Annotated in this window: 16 protein-coding genes; 2 read left to right on the top strand and 14 right to left on the bottom strand. The window is 69.4% G+C overall.

The genetic code is table 11. The features are described 5' to 3' along the window. Positions 1–88 precede the first annotated feature (88 nt). The 10 genes from ACH34W_RS24150 to ACH34W_RS24105 form a co-directional block, all read right to left on the bottom strand. Complete coding sequence (locus ACH34W_RS24150) at positions 89–1657, bottom strand: N,N-dimethylformamidase beta subunit family domain-containing protein (protein WP_395963273.1); 1569 nt, start codon at positions 1655–1657, stop codon at positions 89–91. Between the two features lie 370 nt (positions 1658–2027). Next, positions 2028–3383 carry an APC family permease gene (locus tag ACH34W_RS24145; protein ID WP_395963272.1) on the bottom strand — a complete coding sequence of 452 codons (1356 nt, stop codon included), beginning with the start codon at positions 3381–3383 and terminating at the stop codon, positions 2028–2030. A 140-nt stretch (positions 3384–3523) separates the two neighbouring features. Beyond that, complete coding sequence (locus tag ACH34W_RS24140; protein WP_395963271.1) at positions 3524–4876, bottom strand: hypothetical protein; 1353 nt, start codon at positions 4874–4876, stop codon at positions 3524–3526. Beyond that, entirely contained in the window at positions 4873–5262 is a 390-nt protein-coding gene (locus ACH34W_RS24135; protein ID WP_395963270.1) for a hypothetical protein, read from the bottom strand. Before ACH34W_RS24135 ends, ACH34W_RS24140 begins: the two co-directional genes overlap by 4 nt. A gap of 31 nt (positions 5263–5293) precedes the next feature. After that, entirely contained in the window at positions 5294–6409 is a 1116-nt protein-coding gene (locus ACH34W_RS24130; protein WP_395963269.1) for a molybdopterin-dependent oxidoreductase, read from the bottom strand. Continuing rightward, positions 6385–7002, bottom strand: coding sequence for an SAM-dependent methyltransferase (locus ACH34W_RS24125; protein ID WP_395963268.1), 618 nt, complete (start codon positions 7000–7002; stop codon positions 6385–6387). The genes ACH34W_RS24130 and ACH34W_RS24125 overlap by 25 nt, the downstream gene beginning before the upstream one ends. Further along, entirely contained in the window at positions 6999–7649 is a 651-nt protein-coding gene (locus ACH34W_RS24120) for a TIGR04282 family arsenosugar biosynthesis glycosyltransferase (protein ID WP_395963267.1), read from the bottom strand. The genes ACH34W_RS24125 and ACH34W_RS24120 overlap by 4 nt, the downstream gene beginning before the upstream one ends. Beyond that, on the bottom strand, positions 7646–8344 hold the full coding sequence (locus ACH34W_RS24115) for a glycosyltransferase family 2 protein (protein WP_395963266.1): 699 nt from the start codon (positions 8342–8344) through the stop codon (positions 7646–7648). The genes ACH34W_RS24120 and ACH34W_RS24115 overlap by 4 nt, the downstream gene beginning before the upstream one ends. Further along, positions 8341–9348 carry an NAD-dependent epimerase/dehydratase family protein gene (locus ACH34W_RS24110; RefSeq protein ID WP_395963265.1) on the bottom strand — a complete coding sequence of 336 codons (1008 nt, stop codon included), beginning with the start codon at positions 9346–9348 and terminating at the stop codon, positions 8341–8343. Before ACH34W_RS24110 ends, ACH34W_RS24115 begins: the two co-directional genes overlap by 4 nt. Before the next feature lie 161 nt (positions 9349–9509). After that, positions 9510–11597: a type IIA DNA topoisomerase subunit B gene (locus ACH34W_RS24105; RefSeq protein ID WP_395963264.1), complete on the bottom strand. Its 2088-nt coding sequence runs from the start codon at positions 11595–11597 to the stop codon at positions 9510–9512. 598 nt (positions 11598–12195) lie between these two features. Here ACH34W_RS24105 and ACH34W_RS24100 point away from each other — a divergent pair. After that, entirely contained in the window at positions 12196–12426 is a 231-nt protein-coding gene (locus ACH34W_RS24100) for a hypothetical protein (RefSeq protein ID WP_151563348.1), read from the top strand. Between the two features lie 116 nt (positions 12427–12542). Here the strand turns inward: ACH34W_RS24100 and ACH34W_RS24095 are convergent, their stop codons facing one another. Further along, the gene (locus ACH34W_RS24095; protein ID WP_395963263.1) at positions 12543–13238 is read right to left on the bottom strand and encodes a GNAT family N-acetyltransferase; all 696 of its coding nucleotides are present in this window, start codon (positions 13236–13238) and stop codon (positions 12543–12545) included. Positions 13239–13273: 35 nt separating this feature from the next. Between ACH34W_RS24095 and ACH34W_RS24090 the strand changes: the two genes are divergently transcribed. Next, positions 13274–14017, top strand: coding sequence for a YaaA family protein (locus tag ACH34W_RS24090; RefSeq protein WP_395963262.1), 744 nt, complete (start codon positions 13274–13276; stop codon positions 14015–14017). Positions 14018–14149: 132 nt separating this feature from the next. Here ACH34W_RS24090 and ACH34W_RS24085 read toward each other — a convergent pair whose 3' ends face one another. The 3 genes from ACH34W_RS24085 to ACH34W_RS24075 form a co-directional block, all read right to left on the bottom strand. After that, positions 14150–15811, bottom strand: a complete 1662-nt coding sequence (locus ACH34W_RS24085) for an RNA polymerase sigma factor (RefSeq protein ID WP_395963261.1) — start codon at positions 15809–15811, stop codon at positions 14150–14152. A 255-nt stretch (positions 15812–16066) separates the two neighbouring features. Further along, positions 16067–18370, bottom strand: coding sequence for a SpoIIE family protein phosphatase (locus ACH34W_RS24080; protein WP_395963260.1), 2304 nt, complete (start codon positions 18368–18370; stop codon positions 16067–16069). A 487-nt stretch (positions 18371–18857) separates the two neighbouring features. Beyond that, complete coding sequence (locus ACH34W_RS24075) at positions 18858–19439, bottom strand: HhH-GPD-type base excision DNA repair protein (protein ID WP_395963258.1); 582 nt, start codon at positions 19437–19439, stop codon at positions 18858–18860. Positions 19440–19525: the final 86 nt, after the last annotated feature.

Genomic DNA, 19525 nt, shown 5'->3' with positions numbered 1-19525 from the left:
GACGCTAACCGATGCGGATCCTCCGGCGGATCGGCGCCAGGCAGGACAGAGGATTCTCCACCCAGGGATGGAGAGCCCTGGCAAGCCCTCATGAGGTGAACTCGCGCAGGTTGTCCTTGACCGGATAGGTGGTGCCGAGAGGCCCGGCGGCCATCGCCAGCAGCAGGTTCTCGGTCGCCTTCGTCACGAATCGCCGCCCCGCCTCGGTGACGCCGTGCCCGCACTTGGGCCCGCGCATCGCGCAGACCCAGCGCATGGTGCCGGTGGCGACGACACCGGAGCCGCTCTTGGTCGTGTAGTACGTGGCGTCCGCGGTCTTGGCGATGCCGCCGCAGTCGATCGGCGAGTGCGCCAGCACCTCGATGGGCCGCGGCGTCGGGCCGATCGGATTGATCGCGTCGGTCTCCGGGCCGATCAGGCCGGGGAACGCGGTGCCCTTGCGCGCGCCGGTGCCGCGGAAGAGCCAGCTGCCGGGACGGTGGACGGTGAACGAGCCGGCCGCCGGGAAGCAGTTGTACATGATCCCGATGAGGTCGCTCTCGGGACGCGCTACGGGCGGCAGTCGCCAGTCGTGCGTGGACTCCTTGGGGTTGGACTTGGCGACCGGGTCCTCGGAGGAGTCCTTGTAGCAGGTCACCAGGCGGTCGGGGCCGAGCTTGGTGGGGCTGAAACGGATGTGCCGGTTGACCGCGTTGGCGCCGAGGAACGCGACGTTGACTCCGCTGTCGCGTGCCTTGGTGACGTTCGCGCGCATGTTGGTGGACCAGTACTCGTCGTGCCCGAGCGTGACCAGACCCCGCGCGCCTTCGAGGAGGTCCGGGCTGGCGTGCAGATCGTTGTCCGTCGCGTACGCCAGCTGTTTCCCGGTCTTCTCCGCGAGGACGATCGCCGGATGCTCATAGCCCATGAACTTGCCGGTGCCGTCCTTGTCGTACGGCCGGTCGAAGCTGACTGCGCGCGACCGGTCGCTGTACCCGCTCGGCCCGTTGTAGAGGTTGTGGCCGCCCCACATGTTGTACGCCTGCCAGGTGGTGGTGGCGTTGAGGATGACCAGCCGTCCGGCGGTATCACGCGAACGCAGCGTCATCGGTACGTACCGTTGGGCGCCTGAGTCGGCCGTGAGCCGCAGCAGGTAGACGCCTTCGGGCCAGTCCGTGGTGGTGACTGTGAGAGACGGTTTCCATGGCGCGGTCACCGTGTAGTTCTGGTTGCTCACCTTGGGGTAGGCCTGGCGGACACCGGGTTGGCGCGGCGATTCCCAGAGCTTGCGTGCATGCGCTCCGCCGTACCAGCCGACCCGGAACGCCTCGGCCTTGAAACCCTTGGTCGTCGTCGACACGAACAGCTGGAAGCTCTCGCCGGGGAACACGCTCACCCGGTCCGCGTAGCCCTCGATCTCGTCCGCCTGACCGCGCTTGCGCAACCGCCAGTCCGGCGTGCCCGGCCGCGCGTTCTCCGCGATGGTGTCGGCGACCTTGGGCGAAGCCACCACGGCCGGCCTCGCCGTGCCGCCGCCGCCTGCTCCCCCGACTGCTCCCCCGACTGCTCCCTCGCCACGCGGAGGGCCGTCGTCACTCCAGAACGCACACCCGCCCAGAAGGAGAAAGGGCAGGACGGCGAGCAGGGTCCAGTTGGTGATCCCCCGAAGTACGCGCACGGGCTAGCATTCTGCCGAAAAGGGGAGACATATGAGTCTCCTGTTACAGAAGTCGCCCGCAGCACACGTTCGCTCGCGGGCCACAGCGCCAGGCAGCCCACCGCCGCCTCCCGCGCCACTCGGGTCCAAGGGACGAACCACAACAAAGCCACAAAGACAGCCCAGAGGTCGTGCCGCTGCACGCCGACCAGGCCTTCGTCGACCGTCATCGCGTACCCGCACAGCCGCCAGCCGGAGAGCACCACCGCGATGGGCGGCAGCGACAGCCACTCCTGGACCGCCGCTCCCACATCCTCGAGACCCATCGCCACTCCTCCCGGAAACCGTGATCACTACGGTCCCGTGGAGGCAGGGGTGTCGTCGGTAACCCCTATGGCCGACTTGGGGTGGTACTAGGTTCACCCCTGCCGACGATGAGGCGGTTGACGATCCACAGCAGCACGCCGATCCCGATCAGGATCGCGGCCCGCAGATAGACCTCGCCCTCCCGCCCGGTGATCGGCAGCGTCAAGAACAGGCAGCTCACCGCGCCCAGCGCGGGCATCCAGGTCGGCGCGCGGAAATGGTCATGCTCGACCGGTTCCCTGCGCAGCACCAGCACGCACACGTTCACCAGCGCGAAGACGAACAGCAACAACAACACCGTCGTGTCGGCCAGCCCGCCGACGTCCCCGGTGCTCACCAGGATCACCGCCAGCGCCACGGTGAACACGATGGACACCCACGGCGTCGCCCGCGTCGGGTGCGTCACGGCGAACACCTGCGGCACGATCCGTTCCCGCGCCATCCCGTACACCAGCCGCGACGCCATGATCATGTTGATCAGCGCGGTGTTGCCGACCGCCAGCAGCGCGATCAGCGCGAACAACTTCGGCGGGAAGCTCAGTCCCGCGACCTCCACGACCTCCAGCAGCGGTCCCGTCGAGGACTGCAGCGTCTCCGTGTCGACCAGCATCGTCGCCGTGAACGCGACCGCGACGTAGATGACGACGGTGATGGCGAGCCCGCCGAAGAGGGCCCGCGGGAAGTCTTTGGCCGGTTCCTTGGCCTCCTCGGCCAGGTTGACGGAGTCCTCGAAGCCCAGCAGCGCGTAGAACGCCAGCGCGGTGCCGCCGAGCACGCCGAGGAACGCCCCGTTCGCCGGATGGAACTCCAGCGCCCGGCTGGGCTCGCCGTCCCCGCTGATCAGCGCGAACACCCCGATCACCATGATCACGAGCAGCCCGAACGCCTCGATCAGCGTCAGCACCACATTGACCTTGATCGATTCGGAGATCCCGGCGAAGTTGACCAGCGTCACCAGCCCCAGGAAGATCAGCGCCCCCACCAGCGTCGGCAGCGAGACGAACTCCGCCAGGTACTTCCCGCCGAACGCCCGTGCCGCCGCGCTCGCCGAGGTGATCCCGCTCATCATCACCGCGAACGCCACGATGAACGTCACGAACGGGATGCCGAACGCCTTGTTGGTGTAGAGAGCGGCCCCGGCGGCCTGGGGATACTTGCCGACCAGCTCCGCGTACGCGGTCGCGGTCAGCGCCGCCAGCACGAAGGCCACCAGGAACGGCACCCACACCGCTCCGCCGACCTCGCCCGCGACCTGCCCGACCAGCGCGTAGATGCCGGCGCCGAGGATGTCCCCGACCACGAACACCATGAGCATCCTGCGCCCGATGACCCGCTTGAGCCCGCCCTTGATCTCCCGCGGATCGACCGCCGTCTCCGACATTCACGCCTCCCTCGCCCGGCCCTGGATCACCACCTACCCAGCAAACGATCACTTATCGTCGAGAACCGGCGACGGACGGGAATCACCGGACGTCGTCACCATGGCGAGCCGTCACACGCGAGCCGTCACCATGCGAGCCGTCACCACTCAGAGAGGACCAGGGACTGCACCAGCAGGGCGGTGACGGCCTGAGCCGCGAGCCAGCCGCGCGACGGAGGTGTGTGGCGGGCGGCGGCGACCATGATCCAGGCGGCGTACGGCACCCAGATGCGTTCGACCTCGCCCCTGGTCACCCCCGACACGGCCAGGGCGATGGTCCCCAGCAGCGCCGCGCCCACCAGCAAGGTCGGGAGGGGCGGAAGCACCCGATCGCGGGCGGCGCGGCCGATCGGCGCCAGTGCGGCAGGGAGCGCGTGGGCGACGGCCGGGCCGACGAGCAGCCCCAGGACGGCGAAGTCGGCGACCAGGAAGTACCAGTAGGAGCGCATCGCCGAGCCCCGGCTGACCCGGTAGGTCTCGAACGTGGCCGCCACGCCGTCCGGCCACCAGAACCCGCCCATCGTGAACGCCACAGGGACGATCGCGCAGCCGCACAGCAACACCACGGCGACTCGCGCGGACGGGCGGGCGGCGATCAGCACGGCCGCCGGGACAGCGAACAACGGCAGGAGCCCGTAACTCAGATAGGGCAGCGAGCCGAGCAGCAGTCCACCGCCGAGCGCGGCCAGGGCACGGTTCCGTTTGGCGGCGAATGCCACGAGGACCGTCCCCCACGCCCCGACTCCGAGGAAGAACGCGTCCATGGCGGTCGCGATCCAGAGCACCAGCGGGGCCATGACGAGGAACGGCAGCGTACGCCGGGCGAGCTCCTCCCCGGCGAGCAGGCGCACGGTCATCGCGACGGCGACGATCGCGGAGGTGCCGACCACAATGATCACGACCGCGGCCCAGGTCGTCCCGCGCAGGCCGACGGCGTCGAGGGCCCAGAAGACCAGCGTCGGGAGGGGTGGATGGCCGCGGATGTGGGTCGGGTAGCCGTTCAGCCGGTCGGTGAACGTGTGAAGCCACCCGGCCGGGTCGGCCCGTACGGCGTCGAGCCCGGCGGGGTACTCGGTCGGGGCGTCGAGCGGCTTGGCGATGTGGTCGAACCCGTCGCTCAGCGCGAGCACGACCGTCCAGGCCAGCGTCGCGAGCCAGGCCGCCAGGAGCAGCGGTCGCCAGGTGAGGCGCCGGACGAGCACGGGCAGCGCCGCCACGTACAACACGGCGACGGCGATCGCCGGGTAGAGCTGCCAGGTGTGCGGCTCACCCCGGGCCTCCGCGTGCAGCGGCGGCAGTTTGTCCTCGGTGGCCAGTCCGGCGCGCCGCATGAAATACCCGGCGACGAAGGTCGCCGCGATGAGGAGTGCCCATACCACCACGGCCACACGGCCGCTGCGGTACACCGGCTCGGCGGGCCGGATCAGGGTGGACGGCGCCTCGCGAGTGATCATTTCTGTGTCCGCTTCCGGAGGAGCCAGATGACCGTGACGGCCACGACGAGGGTCAGCAGGATGACGAGAGAACGCCCGTACGAGAGCGGGAGGATCGACGGGTTGTCCGGGCGCCGGCCGGTGCTGAGCAACATCGGCGACGCCACCAGGGTGAATGCTCCTGCGACGATCAACCCGGCCCGAGCCGGAGTGCGGTAGGCGACGGGCAACCACGCGGTGAGCGCGCCGATCACGAGGACGGCGGGCACGAACACGAAATCGTGGACGAGTACCGCCCCCGCGAACCACACCACCCAGGAGCGCGGCTCCGACTCGGTCAGGATCCCGCGCAGACCGAGCAGGATCAGCGAGCCGCCCACGGCGTACAGGGCGATTCTGGTCTTCATGCGACCACCCCGTTCATGCCGCCACCCCGTTTCATGCGACCACCACGGTGTGCAACCACTTGGTCTGGAGCACGCCCGGCCGGTTGGGTGCGATCAGCCTGCAGGGGCTGCCGTGGTCGAGGTCGAGCGGTGCGCCGTTCAGGTCCAGGGCCAGCAGGGTCAGCGGATCCCGCCAGTGCGGCGGATCGACCCATGACTTGCGGTACGGGCCGCCGCGCTGCAGGGACTCGACCCGTACCTGCGCGTCGGCGGCGACCCCCGCCATCCGCAGGAGATCCCGCAGCCGCACGCCGGTCCAGTCGCCCGAGGCGCTCCAGCCTTCGACGCACGAGATCGGCAGGCGTTCGGTGTGCTGCGGCAGGGCGCGCAGCTCCGCCATCGTGAAGGTGAGCTCCTTCTCGACCCGCCCGGTGACGGTCAGCGTCCAGCCCGGCTTGCGCGCCGTCGTGGTGACGCCCGCGGCGACCGCCGACGTGTTGACCGGCAGCCGTGCGGGGCCGACGCCCGGACGGCGAGGGGCGAGCACCGCGAGCCGGGCCAGCGGCGAGAACGTCTCCCCGACCGTGGTGAGCATCACCGCTCCCGACGCGGCGGCCACCGTGAACAGGAAGGCACGCCGGTTCACCCCGTCCTCGGGCCGCTTCATCACCGTGCGCTGGACCTTGGACCACTCGTTCACCACATGGATGATCAGGGCCCCGATCAGGATGTAGCCCGTCCAGTAGTGGGCGACGGTGAAGAAGAAGGGGAACGCGTACCAGTAGGCGATGTTGAGCAGCCCGGTGAGCATCTGGAAGAGAGCGGCCGCGACGAGCAGGAAGATCAGTCCCCGCTCCACCGCGTGCCGGACCGACCGGAGCGACGGCCACTGGAACAGCTTGGGATAGACGGTCCACATCTTGGCCAGCAGCAACGGGATCGTGGCCAGGCCCCCGATGACGTGCAGGCCCTGCGTCACCCGGTAGAGGTTCACCGGGCGGGACGGCCAGCGCAGCCAGTCAGGCGGCTGCTGCATGAAGTGGCTGATCAGACCGGTCAGGAACGCGACGCCGAAGCTCACGCCGAGCCAGATGCCAAGCCATGAGGCCGTGCGCTCATCGTGCAAGCGGCTGCTGAAGCGGCCTAGAACCGAAGGCTGACGAACCATCGGCCTGCCTCCTCCCACATCTCATCCACTGCGGCCCCGCAGCCTGCCGCGAACACACCGATGTCATCGGCCGACACCCTGGCCCAGGCGAACCACTCCCCGACGGTGTGCGCCATGCGGAGCCGGACCTGTTCTGTGTGCGAACGTGTGCCGGGACCGGCCACCTCAGCGAGGATCCGGCCACCCCGGCCGAGCAGCTCGCCCGCCCGGCGCAACAGCGCGACCGGATCGCCGCCGATGCCGATGTTGCCGTCGGCCAGCAGGATCGTCTGCCACAGACCGGCCCCCGGCACCTGGTCGAACACGTCCCGGCAGAGCGCAGGCCCGCCCGACGCCACGGTCAGCGCGACCGCGTGGGGGGCGATGTCGATGCCGAGCGCGAGCAGGCCGCGTTCGGTCAGCGCCACGGTGAGCCGCCCGGGACCCGACCCGACGTCCAGCGTCGGCCCGGCGCACCGATCAAGGAGCGCGGCGTCCCCGGGTCGCAGCGCCAGCCAGTCGCCGATCGGCAGCGGGCGCCGCCTGCCCGCTGCGTCCTCGATCTCGACCCGGTGCGCGCCCTCCAGCGCGCGTTCGTACAGCTCTCCGATCATGTCCGGACGGCCCGCCCTTCCCGCATTCGCCGGACCGCGGCGGCGAACCGGCCGTCCGGCGTGGCGGTCGCCACCGCCTCGGCGTCGGCGGCGGTGTCGACATCGGTCAGCACCGGCAGTGATGCCACCGACAGGTCGGCCGCGCGGAGCCGATCGAGCTGGACCCGGCCGGTGTTGGAACGCGACATCGGCACGCCATGGAGCAGTCCGGCGTCGGGCCGGGAGAGGCCCAGCAGCCAGAATCCTCCGTCGGCGGCCGGGCCGAAGACCGCGTCGTGCGTGCGCAGCAGCTGCGCAGCCTGCTTGAGCAGGGTGGGGCTGACCTGCGGGGTGTCCATGCCGATCAGGACGAGCGGGTGCCCGGTCCAGGCGTCGTCGAAGGCGGCCGCGAGACGTTCGTCCAGCCCGCCCCCGCGCTGCGGGATCACCCGGAATCCCGGCGGCAGCCATTCGCCCGGTTTCCCGGCAAGGGCCAGCACCCGGTCTGCGGCGGGTACAGCCGCGACGGTCGTGAGGGTGTCGGCGAGTGAGGCCTCGGCCAGCTCAGCCGCCTCCTCAGAGGTGTAGGCGGGCGTGAGGCGCGTCTTCACGCGTCCAGGGACGGGTTCCTTGGCGATGACCAGAAAGGTGACCTGGGCGGCGTTCATGAGGCGACCTCGGCCAGCACACGGCGCATGTCCCGGACGGCCCGTACCGTGCCGCCGACCGTTCCGGTGACCTTCGACCGGCCAACGCGCGGCAGGTAGGGCACGTCCAGCTCGACCACCCGCCAGCCCTCTTCGGCGGCCCGCAACACCATCTCCAACGGGTAGCCGAACCGCCGGTCGTGCAGGTCCAGAGCCAGCAGGTCGGCGCGCCGGGCGGCCCGCATCGGCCCCAGGTCGTGCAGCCGGGTGCCCGCGCGCCGGTTGAGTGATCGAGACAGCACGGCGTTGCCGAGCCGCGCGTGCGGCGGCCACGCCCGATGCCCCGCAGGGCGCCGCCGCCCCATCACGAGCATCGGCCGGGTGGCCACGTCCAGGCGAGCGCCCGGCTCCAGGCGGCGGGTGCCCGCGTCCAGCTCCGCCACGAACCGGGGGAGCTCACCGGGATCGAGCGAGGCGTCGGCGTCCATGACGCACACCACGTCGGCCGTCGCCGCCACCAGCCCGGCATGGCACGCCGCGCCGAAGCCGCGTTGCGGGGCGTCCACGACCTCCGCGCCGTGGTCACGTGCGACGCGGGCGGAGTCGTCGGTGGAGGCGTTGTCGACCACGATCGGCCGGAACCCCGCCGGCATCCGGGACAACACCCACGGCAGCGCCTCGGCCTCGTTGAGACAGGGCAGGATCACGTCGATCATGCCGTCACCCCGCACGCGGCGAACTCGGCCATCCCGTCCTCGAACGACACTTCCGGCGCGAACCCGAGCTCGCGGCGGGCGCGGCCGGAGGAGGCCACGATGTGCCGCACGTCCCCGACCCGGTACCCGCCGGTCACCTGCGGTGCCGGGCCGCCGTAGGCCGCGGCCAGCGCCTCGGCCATGTCGGCGATCGTGCGCGGTTCGCCGCTGGCGATGTTGTACGCGCGGAACGCCTCGGCGTCACCCGCGACCACACGTTCGAGGGCCAGCACGTTGGCACGGGCGACATCGCGCACATGGACGAAGTCGCGCCGCTGCCCTCCGTCCTCGAAGACCAGAGGCGCCTCGCCGCGTTCCAAGCGTGACCGGAAGAGCGCGGCGACCCCGGCGTACGGGGTGTCGAGCGGCATCCTCGGCCCGTAGACGTTGTGGTAGCGCAGCGCCGCCACCGAGCCGCTGGTCATCCGGGCCCAGGACGTGGACAGATGTTCCTGCGCGACCTTGGTGTCGGCGTAGACGTTGCGCGGGTCGAGCTCGGTGTCCTCGCCGACCGTGCCGGGCTCCAGCGGATTGCCGCAGCGGGGGCAGCCGGGCTCGAAACTGCCCGCGCGAAGCGCCTCCTCACCGCGCGGCCCGGGACGGACGGCCCCGTGCCGTGCGCAGGAGTAGGCGCCCTCGCCGTACACCACCATCGAGGAGGCCACCACGAGCGCGCCCACACCCGCCCGCGCCATCTCAGCCAGCAGAACGGCGGTGCCGTGCGCGTTGACGGAGACGTAGGCGGGGAGATCGAAGACGTCGACGCCGAGGCCGACCATCGCCGCCTGGTGGCAGACCGCGTCCACCCCCCGGAGCGCGCGGGCCACCGCCGGGGCATCGCGCACGTCGGCGACCTCGCCGTCCGCCCGCAGATCCAGGCCGCGGACGGTGTGCCCGGCGGCGGTCAGCGCGTCGGCGATGTGGGAGCCGATGAACCCGGCGGAGCCGGTGAGCAGCACGTTCATGCTCCGACGTTAAGTCGCCGAAGGGCCCCGGGACCGGATAGGCGGCCTGCCGTACGAACCTCGTAAGATTTGCCGCCGCGTCAGCGAACGCCAAAGTGATCGATCAGGTGCCGAGATGATCGATCAGGTGCCGAGATGATCGATCAGTGCCGAAACGTCGATCAGGTGTCGATGCGTTCGATGTCGAGTTCGGCTGCTCCGGCGGTGATGAACTCGCGGCGGGGTGCCACCTCGCTGCCCATCAGGAGGTCGAAGATCTTCGCTGCCTCTTCGGCGTCCTCGATGCGGATGCGGCGCAGGATGCGGTGCTGCGGGTCCATCGTGGTCTCGGCCAGCTGGTCGGCGTCCATCTCACCGAGGCCCTTGTAACGCTGGACCGGCTCCTTCCAGCGCTGGCCCTTGCGCTCGAACTCCACCAGCTTTTTGCGGAGCTCGGCGTCGGAGTAGCAGTAGACGTACTTTTCCTGCCCCTTCTTGGGCTTGACCAGCTCGATCCGGTGCAGCGGCGGCACGGCGGCGAAGACCCGGCCCGCCTCCAGCATCGGGTGCATGTAGCGGTAGAGCAGAGTCAGCAGGAGGCAGCGGATGTGGCTGCCGTCGACGTCGGCGTCGGCCATGAGGATGATGCGGCCGTAGCGCGCGGCGTCGATGTCGAAGGTGCGGCCGGAGCCGGCTCCGATGACCTGGATGATCGCGGCACACTCGGTGTTCTTGAGCATGTCGGCGACGGACGCCTTCTGCACGTTCAGGATCTTGCCGCGGATGGGCAGCAGGGCCTGGAACTCGGAGTTGCGGGCCAGCTTGGCGGTGCCCAGGGCGGAGTCACCCTCGACGATGAAGAGCTCGCTGCGGTCGTCGGCGGTGCGGCAGTCGACCAGCTTGGCCGGGAGGGCGGAGTTTTCCAGGGCGTTCTTGCGGCGCTGGTTGTCGCGCTGGGTGCGCGCCGCGATGCGGGTCTTGGCGGCGCCGACGACCTTCTCGAGAACGGCGCGGAGAGGCTGCTTCTGGCCGCGCGGGGGGTTGTCGAAGATCGTCTTGAGCTCGCGGCCGACGACCTGCTGGACGATGCGGGTGGCGGCGGAGGTGCCGAGGATCTCCTTGGTCTGGCCCTCGAACTGCGGCTCGGGCAGGCGGACGGTGACGACGGCCGTGAGGCCCTCGAGGATGTCCTCCTTGATGACGTTCTCGTCGCCGTTCTTGAGCAGCTTGGTGGCGCGCAGCTGCTCGTTGAGAACGCGGACGAGGGCGCGGTCGAAGCCCTGCACGTGGGTGCCGCCCTTGGGGGTGGCGATCACGTTGACGAACGACTTGGTGACGGTGTCGTAGCCGGTGCCCCAGCGGAGCGCCACATCGACCTCGAGATCACGTTCGACGTCGGTGGGGGTGAGGTGGCCCTGGTCGTCGAGCACGGGCACGGTCTCGGTGAAGTGGCCGCGGCCCTGGAGCCGGAGGACGTCGACGACCTCGGCGTCCTTGGCCAGGTAGGAGCAGAACTCGCTGATCCCGCCGTCGAAGCGGAACGTCTCCTCGACGACCTCCTCGCCGCGTTCGTCGCGGACGTCGATGGTCAGGCCGGGGATGAGGAACGCGGTCTGCCGCATCCGGTCCATGACCAGGGGCTGCTCGACCGTGGCGTCCTTGATGAAGATCTGCAGGTCCGGCCAGAAGCGCACGCGGGTGCCGGTGGTCTTCTTGGCCACCTTGCGGATCGTGCGCATGCCGGACTTCTTCTTGAACCGGCCCTCGGGACCGGGGGTCGCGAACTCGCCCGGCAGGCCGCGCTTGAAGCTGATCGCGTGGGTGGCGCCGTCACGGTCCACTTCGACGTCGACGCGGGCGGAGAGCGCGTTGACGACGGACGCGCCGACGCCGTGCAGGCCGCCGGACGCGGTGTAGGACACCCCGCCGAACTTGCCGCCGGCGTGCAGCCGGGTCATGACGACCTCGACGCCGGCCAGGCCGGTCTTGGGCTCGATGTCGACCGGGATGCCGCGGCCGTTGTCGACGACCTCGAACGAGCCGTCCTTGTGCATCGTCACGCCGATATGGCTGCAGTAACCGGCCAGCGCCTCGTCGACGCAGTTGTCGACGATCTCCCAGAGACAGTGGGCCAGTCCCCGGCTGTCGGTCGACCCGATGTACATGCCGGGTCGCTTGCGCACGGCCTCCAGCCCCTCCAGCACCGAGAGGTGCCGGGCGGAGTAGCCGTGCGGATCGTCAGTGGCCTTTTCAGCGGTCGCGGCGGTCAACTGCGTGTGCTCCTAGAGACGCAAGCGAAGCTTGTCTGCGCAACGGTCGGGGGTTGCGGTTGGCCAAGCAAGGCTTGTCCTTCGAAAGAGTGGCTGGGTGGGGGCTACGAGTAGGTGGACGTCGGCAGCAGAGTACCCCCGGGCGCCGACGGTCCTCCGCCAGGCTCGCCGAAACCGGCGAGCGGATGTTCGAACATACCATCGAATCTGTCATCGGTGGGGGTCCTCCAGGGGGCACGGCGGGGCGGAGAAGCCCAACTCCACCCGTGGACCGGTGTCCCCCGACCTGGCCATCCGTAACTTCCTGATCATGACACACACCCTCAAGGTTGACTGTCTCCACAAACGGTACGGGCCTCGGACCCTTGCCCCTTGCGCAGATCGGAATCCTTCTGGAAATCGCGTTGGTGGCCGCGGTGGTCGTAGCAGACTGTTCCGCTGGCGCGCCACATGACGCTCATAAAACCCTTGCCGGAACGTGTGACGTCGGTCACTTAATGCCCCATTCTGCTCTGGGCGTACTTCAGGGCAGGTTGGGAACGCCAGCGTCGGGTTAGATGTTCTCCTAAGTACCGACCCCGAGCATGAGGAAGGTGCCGTGACTGGAGCCCTTGCCCCAACCAAGCCGCTGTCCGTCGCAGACCGTTGCGACCGCTGTGGCGCCCAGGCCTACGTCCGTGCAGTCCTTGTAGGCGGCGGCGACCTTCTGTTCTGCGCCCACCACGGGCGTAAGTACGCAGAGGCTCTCCGCGCGAACGGGGCCGACATTCAGGACGAGAGCGACAGGCTGAACGAAACCCCGGCTTCTGCCCCTGCCGAAGAGCGGTAAGCCCCTACATAAAAGAATCCCGCGACGGCGGTCACCGGTATGGGTGGCCGCCGTTGGCATTTCGGGAAGGCCTAGTTTCACACAGTTATCACTTCAATACTCTCCGTATTGAAAAATCACTTCACGCGGTAGTGATAGCCCCCGGCCACCTCGAATCCCTCCGACGCGTACAGCACCCGGGCGGCCGCGTTCTCCTCGACGACCAGCAAATAGGCACGCGTACACCCCAGTTCGCCACCCCACCGCAGCAAAGCGCGGAGCACACGCCGGGCGAGGCCGCGCCGCCGTGCCTCAGGCGCCACCGCCATCGAGTAGATCCCAAGCCACTCTCCCTGGACCACCCCACGCCCTACGGCCACGCCGTCGAGCATCGCGTACCCGGCCGGAACACCCGTGAGGATCTTCTCCGCCATGGGCAGCTGCTCCGGATACCGGCCGTCCACCGACCACCACAGATCCAGCCATTCCCGCGACGGCGTGTCGTCGATCGCCACCCCGCCGCCACCCTCGCCGATCTCTTTGATCATCGCCAGCGTGGGATCGACCCGGGCATAGCCGCGCTCGGCGAGCGTCCCGTCCAGCCCTTCCGGACGTGCCTGATCGCTCACCGAGAAGACGGCGGGAAGGCCGAGCTCGGCATAGAAACGTTCGGCCCGTTCGATCGCCACGTCCACCCGCCCCGGATCCCCCAGGGGGAGCACGGAGTTGGCGCGCTTGGTCACCCCGTCGGCGTGTCGCAGTCGCCAGCCGCCCATATCCTGGGAGAACGGGGCGGGCCATGCCTCGGCCACAAGGTCGTAGATGCCGTCCATCGCAGAACCTTATGGGATGTTTTCGGGGGGAATGTGTGCTCATCCTGCTGCCGCCGTCGGAACGGAAGGCGACCGACGGGGAGGGCCCGCCGCTCGACCTGACCAGGCTCAGCTTCCCGGAGCTCAACCCCACCCGTGAACGTGTGCTCGGCGCTCTGGCCGAGGTGTGCATGCGCGCCGACGCGCCGGAGGTCCTGTGCCTGCCCGCAGGGCAGATCGTCGAGGCGCTCGGCCGCAACCGGGCCCTGTACGAGGCGCCGACGCTGCCCGTCTCCCGCCTCTACACCGGGGTGCTGTACGACAACCTGGCCCTGCCCGGCCTGGAGCCGGACCGCGCCGCCGACCAGATCATCGTCTTCTCGGGGCTGTGGGGCGCGCTGCGGCTCACCGACCGCATCCCGCCGTACCGGCTGGCCATGGGTGTGACCCTGCCCACTGAAGGGCGCCTGGCGGCCACCTGGCGGCCCGCTCTCAAGGAGGCCCTGCGCCCGGACGGCAGGCTGGTGGTGGACATGCGTTCCGGCCCGTACATGGCGGCCTGGAAGGCCCCGCAGCCGGCCGTGACGGTCAGGGTGTTCCGTGAGCGCATGCTCGGCGGCGTGCCGAAGCGCACGGTCGTCAGCCACATGGCCAAGGCCACCCGCGGCAAGGTCGCCCACGACCTCATCAAGGCAGGCGCGACCCCGCGTACACCCGAAGCCCTCCTCAAGGCCGTCGCCGACCTCGGCTACACGGTCGAGCTGAACGGCGCCCACCTGGACGTGATCCTCCACGCCTGACCAAGCCGCAGCCTGACCAAGCCGCAGCCTGACCAAACCCCAGAGATGTCGGCTTCCAGTTTTGGGTGCTTGCTACGAGAAACGCCGGTCTTGCCCCACTGGGGCCAGACCGGCGTTTCTCGTGATGGGTGATCAGTCCAGGTAGTCGCGGAGGACCTGGCTGCGGCTCGGGTGACGCAGCTTGGACATCGTCTTGGACTCGATCTGGCGGATGCGCTCGCGGGTCACCCCGTACACCTTGCCGATCTCGTCGAGCGTCTTGGGCTGGCCGTCGGTGAGGCCGAACCGCATCGACACCACGCCTGCCTCGCGCTCGCTCAGCGTGTCGAGCACCGAGTGCAGCTGCTCCTGCAGCAGCGTGAAGCTGACCGCGTCGGCCGGGACGATCGCCTCGGAGTCCTCGATGAGGTCACCGAACTCGCTGTCGCCGTCCTCGCCCAGCGGGGTGTGCAGGGAGATCGGCTCGCGGCCGTACTTCTGGACCTCGACGACCTTCTCCGGGGTCATGTCGAGCTCCTTGGCCAGCTCCTCCGGGGTGGGCTCGCGGCCCAGGTCCTGGAGCATCTGGCGCTGCACGCGGGCGAGCTTGTTGATGACCTCGACCATGTGCACCGGGATGCGGATGGTGCGGGCTTGGTCGGCCATCGCGCGGGTGATCGCCTGCCGGATCCACCAGGTGGCGTACGTGGAGAACTTGTAGCCCTTGGTGTAGTCGAACTTCTCGACCGCGCGGATCAGGCCGAGGTTGCCCTCCTGGATCAGGTCCAGGAAGAGCATGCCGCGGCCGGTATAGCGCTTGGCCAGCGAGACCACCAGCCGGAGGTTGGCCTCCAGCAGGTGGTTCTTGGCGCGGCGGCCGTCCTCGGCGATCCACTCGAAGTCCTCGAGGTCCTCTTCGGACATCGACGGACCGTCGGACGCCAGGCGCTCCTCGGCGAACAGGCCGGCCTCGATGCGCTTGGCGAGCTCGACCTCCTGCTCGGCGTTGAGCAGCGGGACCTTGCCGATCTGCTTGAGGTAGTCCTTGACCGGGTCGGCGGTGGCGCCCGCGGCGGCGATCTGCTGCGCCGGAGCGTCGTCCTCGTCGTCACTGAGCGTGAACGACTCTTCCTCGGACGTGGTGGTGCCGCCCTCGGGCGCCTTGCCGGCGGCGGCCGCCTTGGCGGCGACCGGCTTGGCGGCGCCGTCCTCGGTCTCGCCGTCGGTCGCGTCGTCGGTCTCGGCGACCACTACCAGGTCCGCCTCAAGATCGGCGAGGTCGGCTTCCTCGAGGTCGGCGACGTCGACGTCCTCGTCCTCGAGCTCAGGGTCGTCGCCGGCCTTGCCGGTCGCCTTCACCGGGCCCTTGGCGGCGTCGGCGGCGGCGACCTTCTTGGCGGCTCCGGCCTTCTTCGGCTTCGCCGGGCCCTTCTTGGGCTCGGCCTTCTTCGCCGCGGGCGCCGGCTTGGGCGCGGCGGCGGTCTCGTCAGCGTCGTCACTCACGACCGCGGTCACCGTGTCGGGCTGCTCTTGTGCAGCAGCGGCTGTTTTGGGCCTGCGCGCCGTCGGCGTCGCGCGCTTGCGCGGACGCTTGGGCGCTGCGGAGTCGGCAGCGCTCACCATGACGGTTACACCCTCCTTGCTGAGGCTCCGCAGAATGCTGGAGGCCTTCGACACGGGGATGTCGGCCTCCTCGAACGTACGTCGTACGTCGTCGGCGTCGAGGTAACCCTGGGACCGTCCACGCTCGATCAGTTGCGCGATGACGTGCTCGTGCAGATCTGACGCTTTCGAGGTCGAGCTAGCAGGCGACACAAATACCTCTCGAACGAACGTGTGGCTTGGTTGACCCAAGTGCCCTGACGGGCCCGGCCTCACACTGGGTGGGGCCACACACTGGGCGGGCGCTCCGGTGCGGGACCGCAGCGTACCCGCTCTTACTAGGGTCAAGCATTCTGGCACGGCTGCGCATTCCGCATCGATGTCCTGCCCGGTAACACACCCACCTTAGAGGGCGCCGAGCGGTCCTTCGTACGTACTGCGCCGTCTTGCGCGGGTCTTCGGTGGTGATCAGGCGGACTTCGGTGGGACGTGCAGGGCAAGTACGGTCACATCGTCCACTTGCTCATACCCGGCAAGCATGCGATCGACCAGAAAGTCGACAAGTCTCTCTGGGTCTCCTACCACTTCAGGTGGGGCGTCCATGGCCACAGAGACGAGCTCCTCGAGGCCGGCGTCCACTCCACGCCTACGGTTCTCCACCAGTCCATCGGAATAGAACACCACAGTGTTGCCGGTCTCGATGGAAAAACTTGTCTGTTGCCTCTGGCTCGGCCATCCGAGGGGCGTGCCGGGCTCCCGGGTGCTCACGCGCGCGGGCGTGTCGGGCGAGATCAACAGGGGTGGCGGGTGGCCCGCGTTGCTGAACGCGCCGCGGCCCGTCTCGGGATCGATCACTGCGTACGCGACCGTGGTGAACTGTTCCTCGTCCTCGGTCGCGCTGAACAGCCGGTCGAGGCCCGCCAGCACCGCGGCAGGCCGCGGATCGTTCAGCGCGAGGGCGCGCAGGGCGTTGCGGACGCGGCCCATTCCGGCCGCGGCGAGCACGCCCTTGCCCATGACGTCGCCGACGGCCACGGCGAGCCGGTCGTCCGGCAGCCGGAACACGTCGTACCAGTCGCCGCCGACCTGCACATGGCGTGTCGCGGGGTTGTAGCGGGCCGCCAGCTGCATGCCGGGCAGCTGGGGAAGATCGCTGGGCAGCAGGCTGCGCTGCAGCTCCTCGGCGGTCTTGTGTTCGCGTTCGAACAGCAGCGCGCGCTCGACGGCCAGGGCGCACTGGCCCGCCAGCGCCTCCAGGAAGACCCGCTCCTCCTCAGTGATCTCCCGGGGGCGCGTGAACGAGAACCGCAGGGCGCCGATCGGGGCGCCGGCCGCGAGCAACGGCAGGCCGACCCACGCGCGCTCCTCGGTGTGCTGCAGGAACAGGCCCGCCTCGTCACGGCCCAGCTGCAGGCGGAGGCTGTCGGGATGCTCGGCGAGGAACGGCCGGCTCTCGCGCACGGCGACCGACATAACAGTTTGGTCACTTACTTTGAAGTCGTCGCGGGAGGAGGGCCTGCTCTCGCCGCCGCGGCCGTCCAGTTCGGCGCCCGGCTGGGACGGCGCGACGATGCTCAGCCGCAGCTTGTCGTCGTCCAGCAGCGCCACCGCGGAGTAGTCGGCGCCGATCGCCGACCGGCCCACCTCGGTGATCACCTGGACGACCTGGCTGACGGTGAGGGCCTCGGCCAGCATCGAGGTGGCCTGCTGGAGCCGCGCGGTGCGCAGCGCAGCGGCCGACAGCTGCTCGGTGAGCCGGCCGCGCATCTCCTCGGCCTCGCGCTGGCCGGTCACGTCGGTGTTGGCACCGACCCACTCGATCACCGTCTCGCCCTGCCGGATCGGCACGGCGCGGACGTCGAAGTGGCGGTACGTGCCGCTCTTGGTGCGGATCCGGTAGTTGGTCTCGAAGACGCGGTCGTCCTCGACGCACTCGCGCCAGGTCGCCTCGATGCGGGGGCGGTCTTCGGGGTGGACGACCGCCAGCCAGCCGTCGCGGGCGTAGTCGTCGGGCGTCTGGCCGGTGATCGACCGCCACTCGGGCGCGTCGTCGATCACGTCGCCCTCGGGCGCCGCCACCCAGACCACCTGGGAGCTGGCCTCCACGAGCGAGCGGTAACGCTGCTCCTTGCGGCGGATGACCTCCTCGGCGCGGCGGCGATCGGTCACGTCCAGCACGGTGAGCACGACGCCGAGCTGCTTGCCGTCGCGGCCGTGCGAGGGCAGCCACGAGCAGCTCAGAATCCGTTCGTCACCGAACGGACGCCCGGGCGTGTCGCCGCCGGCGATGTCACTGGCGATGTCACCTGCGCGGTCGCCGCCGCCGGCCCCGGTGCCCGCGTCCGCGGCGGACTCCGGGAAGTGCGCGGTGGACGGGCCGTTGGAGCTGGGCGGGCCGTTCGTCTCGTTGGGCGGCTCGCCTGCCGGGGCCTGGGTCGGCGCGGACGCCGCTGCTCCCCGTACGACCAGGTCGATGTCCGTCAGCGGCCGGTCCTCGGCCAGGACCTTGCGCAGCGCCGCCTCGAAGGCGGTCGCCAGCTCCTCGGGGAGCACCTCGGCGGGGAGGCGGTCCTGCAGGTCGCCGGCGGCCAGGCCGAGCATGCGGGCGAGCGCGTCGTTGACCCGGCGACAGCCGTGCCCGGTGTCGAAGAACGCGAAGCCGGCTGGAGCCTCCTTCATCAACGTCACGTACAGCGCGGAATCGGACGCATCCATGGGCTTGCCCTCCACCCCAGAGATCCGGGGACGCGGAACGGACGTGTCGGTGCTCATGGACAACACCTCCGTCCCAGGGGGTCCCGTACCGCGAGGCAAGTCTTCATCACAATGAGTGAATGGGAGCAGGCTAACGCTCCCGCCTCCATCACAACACCGGTCGGAGTCAGGTACTCATCATCCCGATGGTTCGCCGTGGACGGAAGCCCTGACAGGCATCCATGTCGGACGACTCCTCCGGAATTCGGACGCCGCCCGGCCGGTTTCCCCCGAAATTCTTCCGGGGGATGCCCGTTCGGACGGCGAGTAGCAGATGTTACGACGCCAAGGCGCTCTCCGGGGAGGGAGTTCGATGAAGATCAGGTTTAGGGGCACACCGAATAGGGGCCTAGCTGGGTCGCTTCCTTTTGGCAAAAATAAGGTAAAGCCTTACGGAAGGTCAGCCTGCCGGGTCAGTATGGCCCTTTCTGGGCGTTCTTTTGGGACAGCCCGCTTGGTCCATCGCGCGCGGTGGGCCTGAGGATCAGTTCGGTGCACCTGAGGATCAGTCCTTCGCCTTGGCGGCGGCCTTCATCTCCTTCTTGAAGGCGCGGACCTTGTCCAGCGACTCGGGCCCTGTGATATCGGCCACCGAACGGTACGAGCCTTCCTCGCCGTAGGCACCGGCCGCCTCGCGCCAGCCCTCCGGCGTCACCCCGTACTGCTTGCCGAGCAGCGCCGTGAAGATCTGGGCCTTCTGCTTGCCGTATCCGGGCAGGGCGTTGAGCCGCTTGAACAGCTCGCGCCCGTTCGGCGCGTCCCGCCAGATCGCCTCGGCGTCGCCCTCGTAGTGCTCGACCAGGTACTGGCACAGCTGCTGCACCCGCTTGCCCATCGACTTCGGGTAGCGGTGCACCACGGGCGGCTCCGCCATCAGCGCCTCGAACTGTTCCGGGTCGTAGGCGGCGATCTCATGCGCGTCGAAGTCGTCCCAGCCCGCGCGCTGCATGATCACGTGCGGCCCGGCGAAGGCGCGTTCCATGGGAAATTGCTGATCGAGCAGCATGCCGACCAGGGCGGCGAGCGCGCTGCGTCCGAGCAGCTCGTCCGCCTCCGGCTGCTGAGCGAGGTGAACCTTGGTGGCCATGCCCCCGAGCTTAGAACTGACACGGCTTAGATCTGACAGATCCCTTACGTCCGGCGTCCGCCCCTGGCGCCGCCGACCTCGCGGTG

Source organism: Actinomadura sp. 6N118, from assembly GCF_044326415.1.
In the GTDB taxonomy this organism is placed as follows: Bacteria; Actinomycetota; Actinomycetes; order Streptosporangiales; family Streptosporangiaceae; genus Spirillospora.
Note: the sequence above shows the minus strand (reverse complement) of the source record. Positions and strands in the feature narration are given on the sequence as shown.

Coding starts and splice junctions, on each gene's coding strand:
- ACH34W_RS24145 (WP_395963272.1), bottom strand. CDS start 3,383: ATGTCGGAGACGGCGGTCGATCCGCGGGAGATCAAGGGCGGGCTCAAG.
- ACH34W_RS24140 (WP_395963271.1), bottom strand. CDS start 4,876: ATGATCACTCGCGAGGCGCCGTCCACCCTGATCCGGCCCGCCGAGCCG.
- ACH34W_RS24135 (WP_395963270.1), bottom strand. CDS start 5,262: ATGAAGACCAGAATCGCCCTGTACGCCGTGGGCGGCTCGCTGATCCTG.
- ACH34W_RS24130 (WP_395963269.1), bottom strand. CDS start 6,409: ATGGTTCGTCAGCCTTCGGTTCTAGGCCGCTTCAGCAGCCGCTTGCAC.
- ACH34W_RS24125 (WP_395963268.1), bottom strand. CDS start 7,002: ATGATCGGAGAGCTGTACGAACGCGCGCTGGAGGGCGCGCACCGGGTC.
- ACH34W_RS24120 (WP_395963267.1), bottom strand. CDS start 7,649: ATGAACGCCGCCCAGGTCACCTTTCTGGTCATCGCCAAGGAACCCGTC.
- ACH34W_RS24115 (WP_395963266.1), bottom strand. CDS start 8,344: ATGATCGACGTGATCCTGCCCTGTCTCAACGAGGCCGAGGCGCTGCCG.
- ACH34W_RS24110 (WP_395963265.1), bottom strand. CDS start 9,348: ATGAACGTGCTGCTCACCGGCTCCGCCGGGTTCATCGGCTCCCACATC.
- ACH34W_RS24095 (WP_395963263.1), bottom strand. CDS start 13,238: ATGGACGGCATCTACGACCTTGTGGCCGAGGCATGGCCCGCCCCGTTC.
- ACH34W_RS24080 (WP_395963260.1), bottom strand. CDS start 18,370: ATGAGCACCGACACGTCCGTTCCGCGTCCCCGGATCTCTGGGGTGGAG.
- ACH34W_RS24075 (WP_395963258.1), bottom strand. CDS start 19,439: ATGGCCACCAAGGTTCACCTCGCTCAGCAGCCGGAGGCGGACGAGCTG.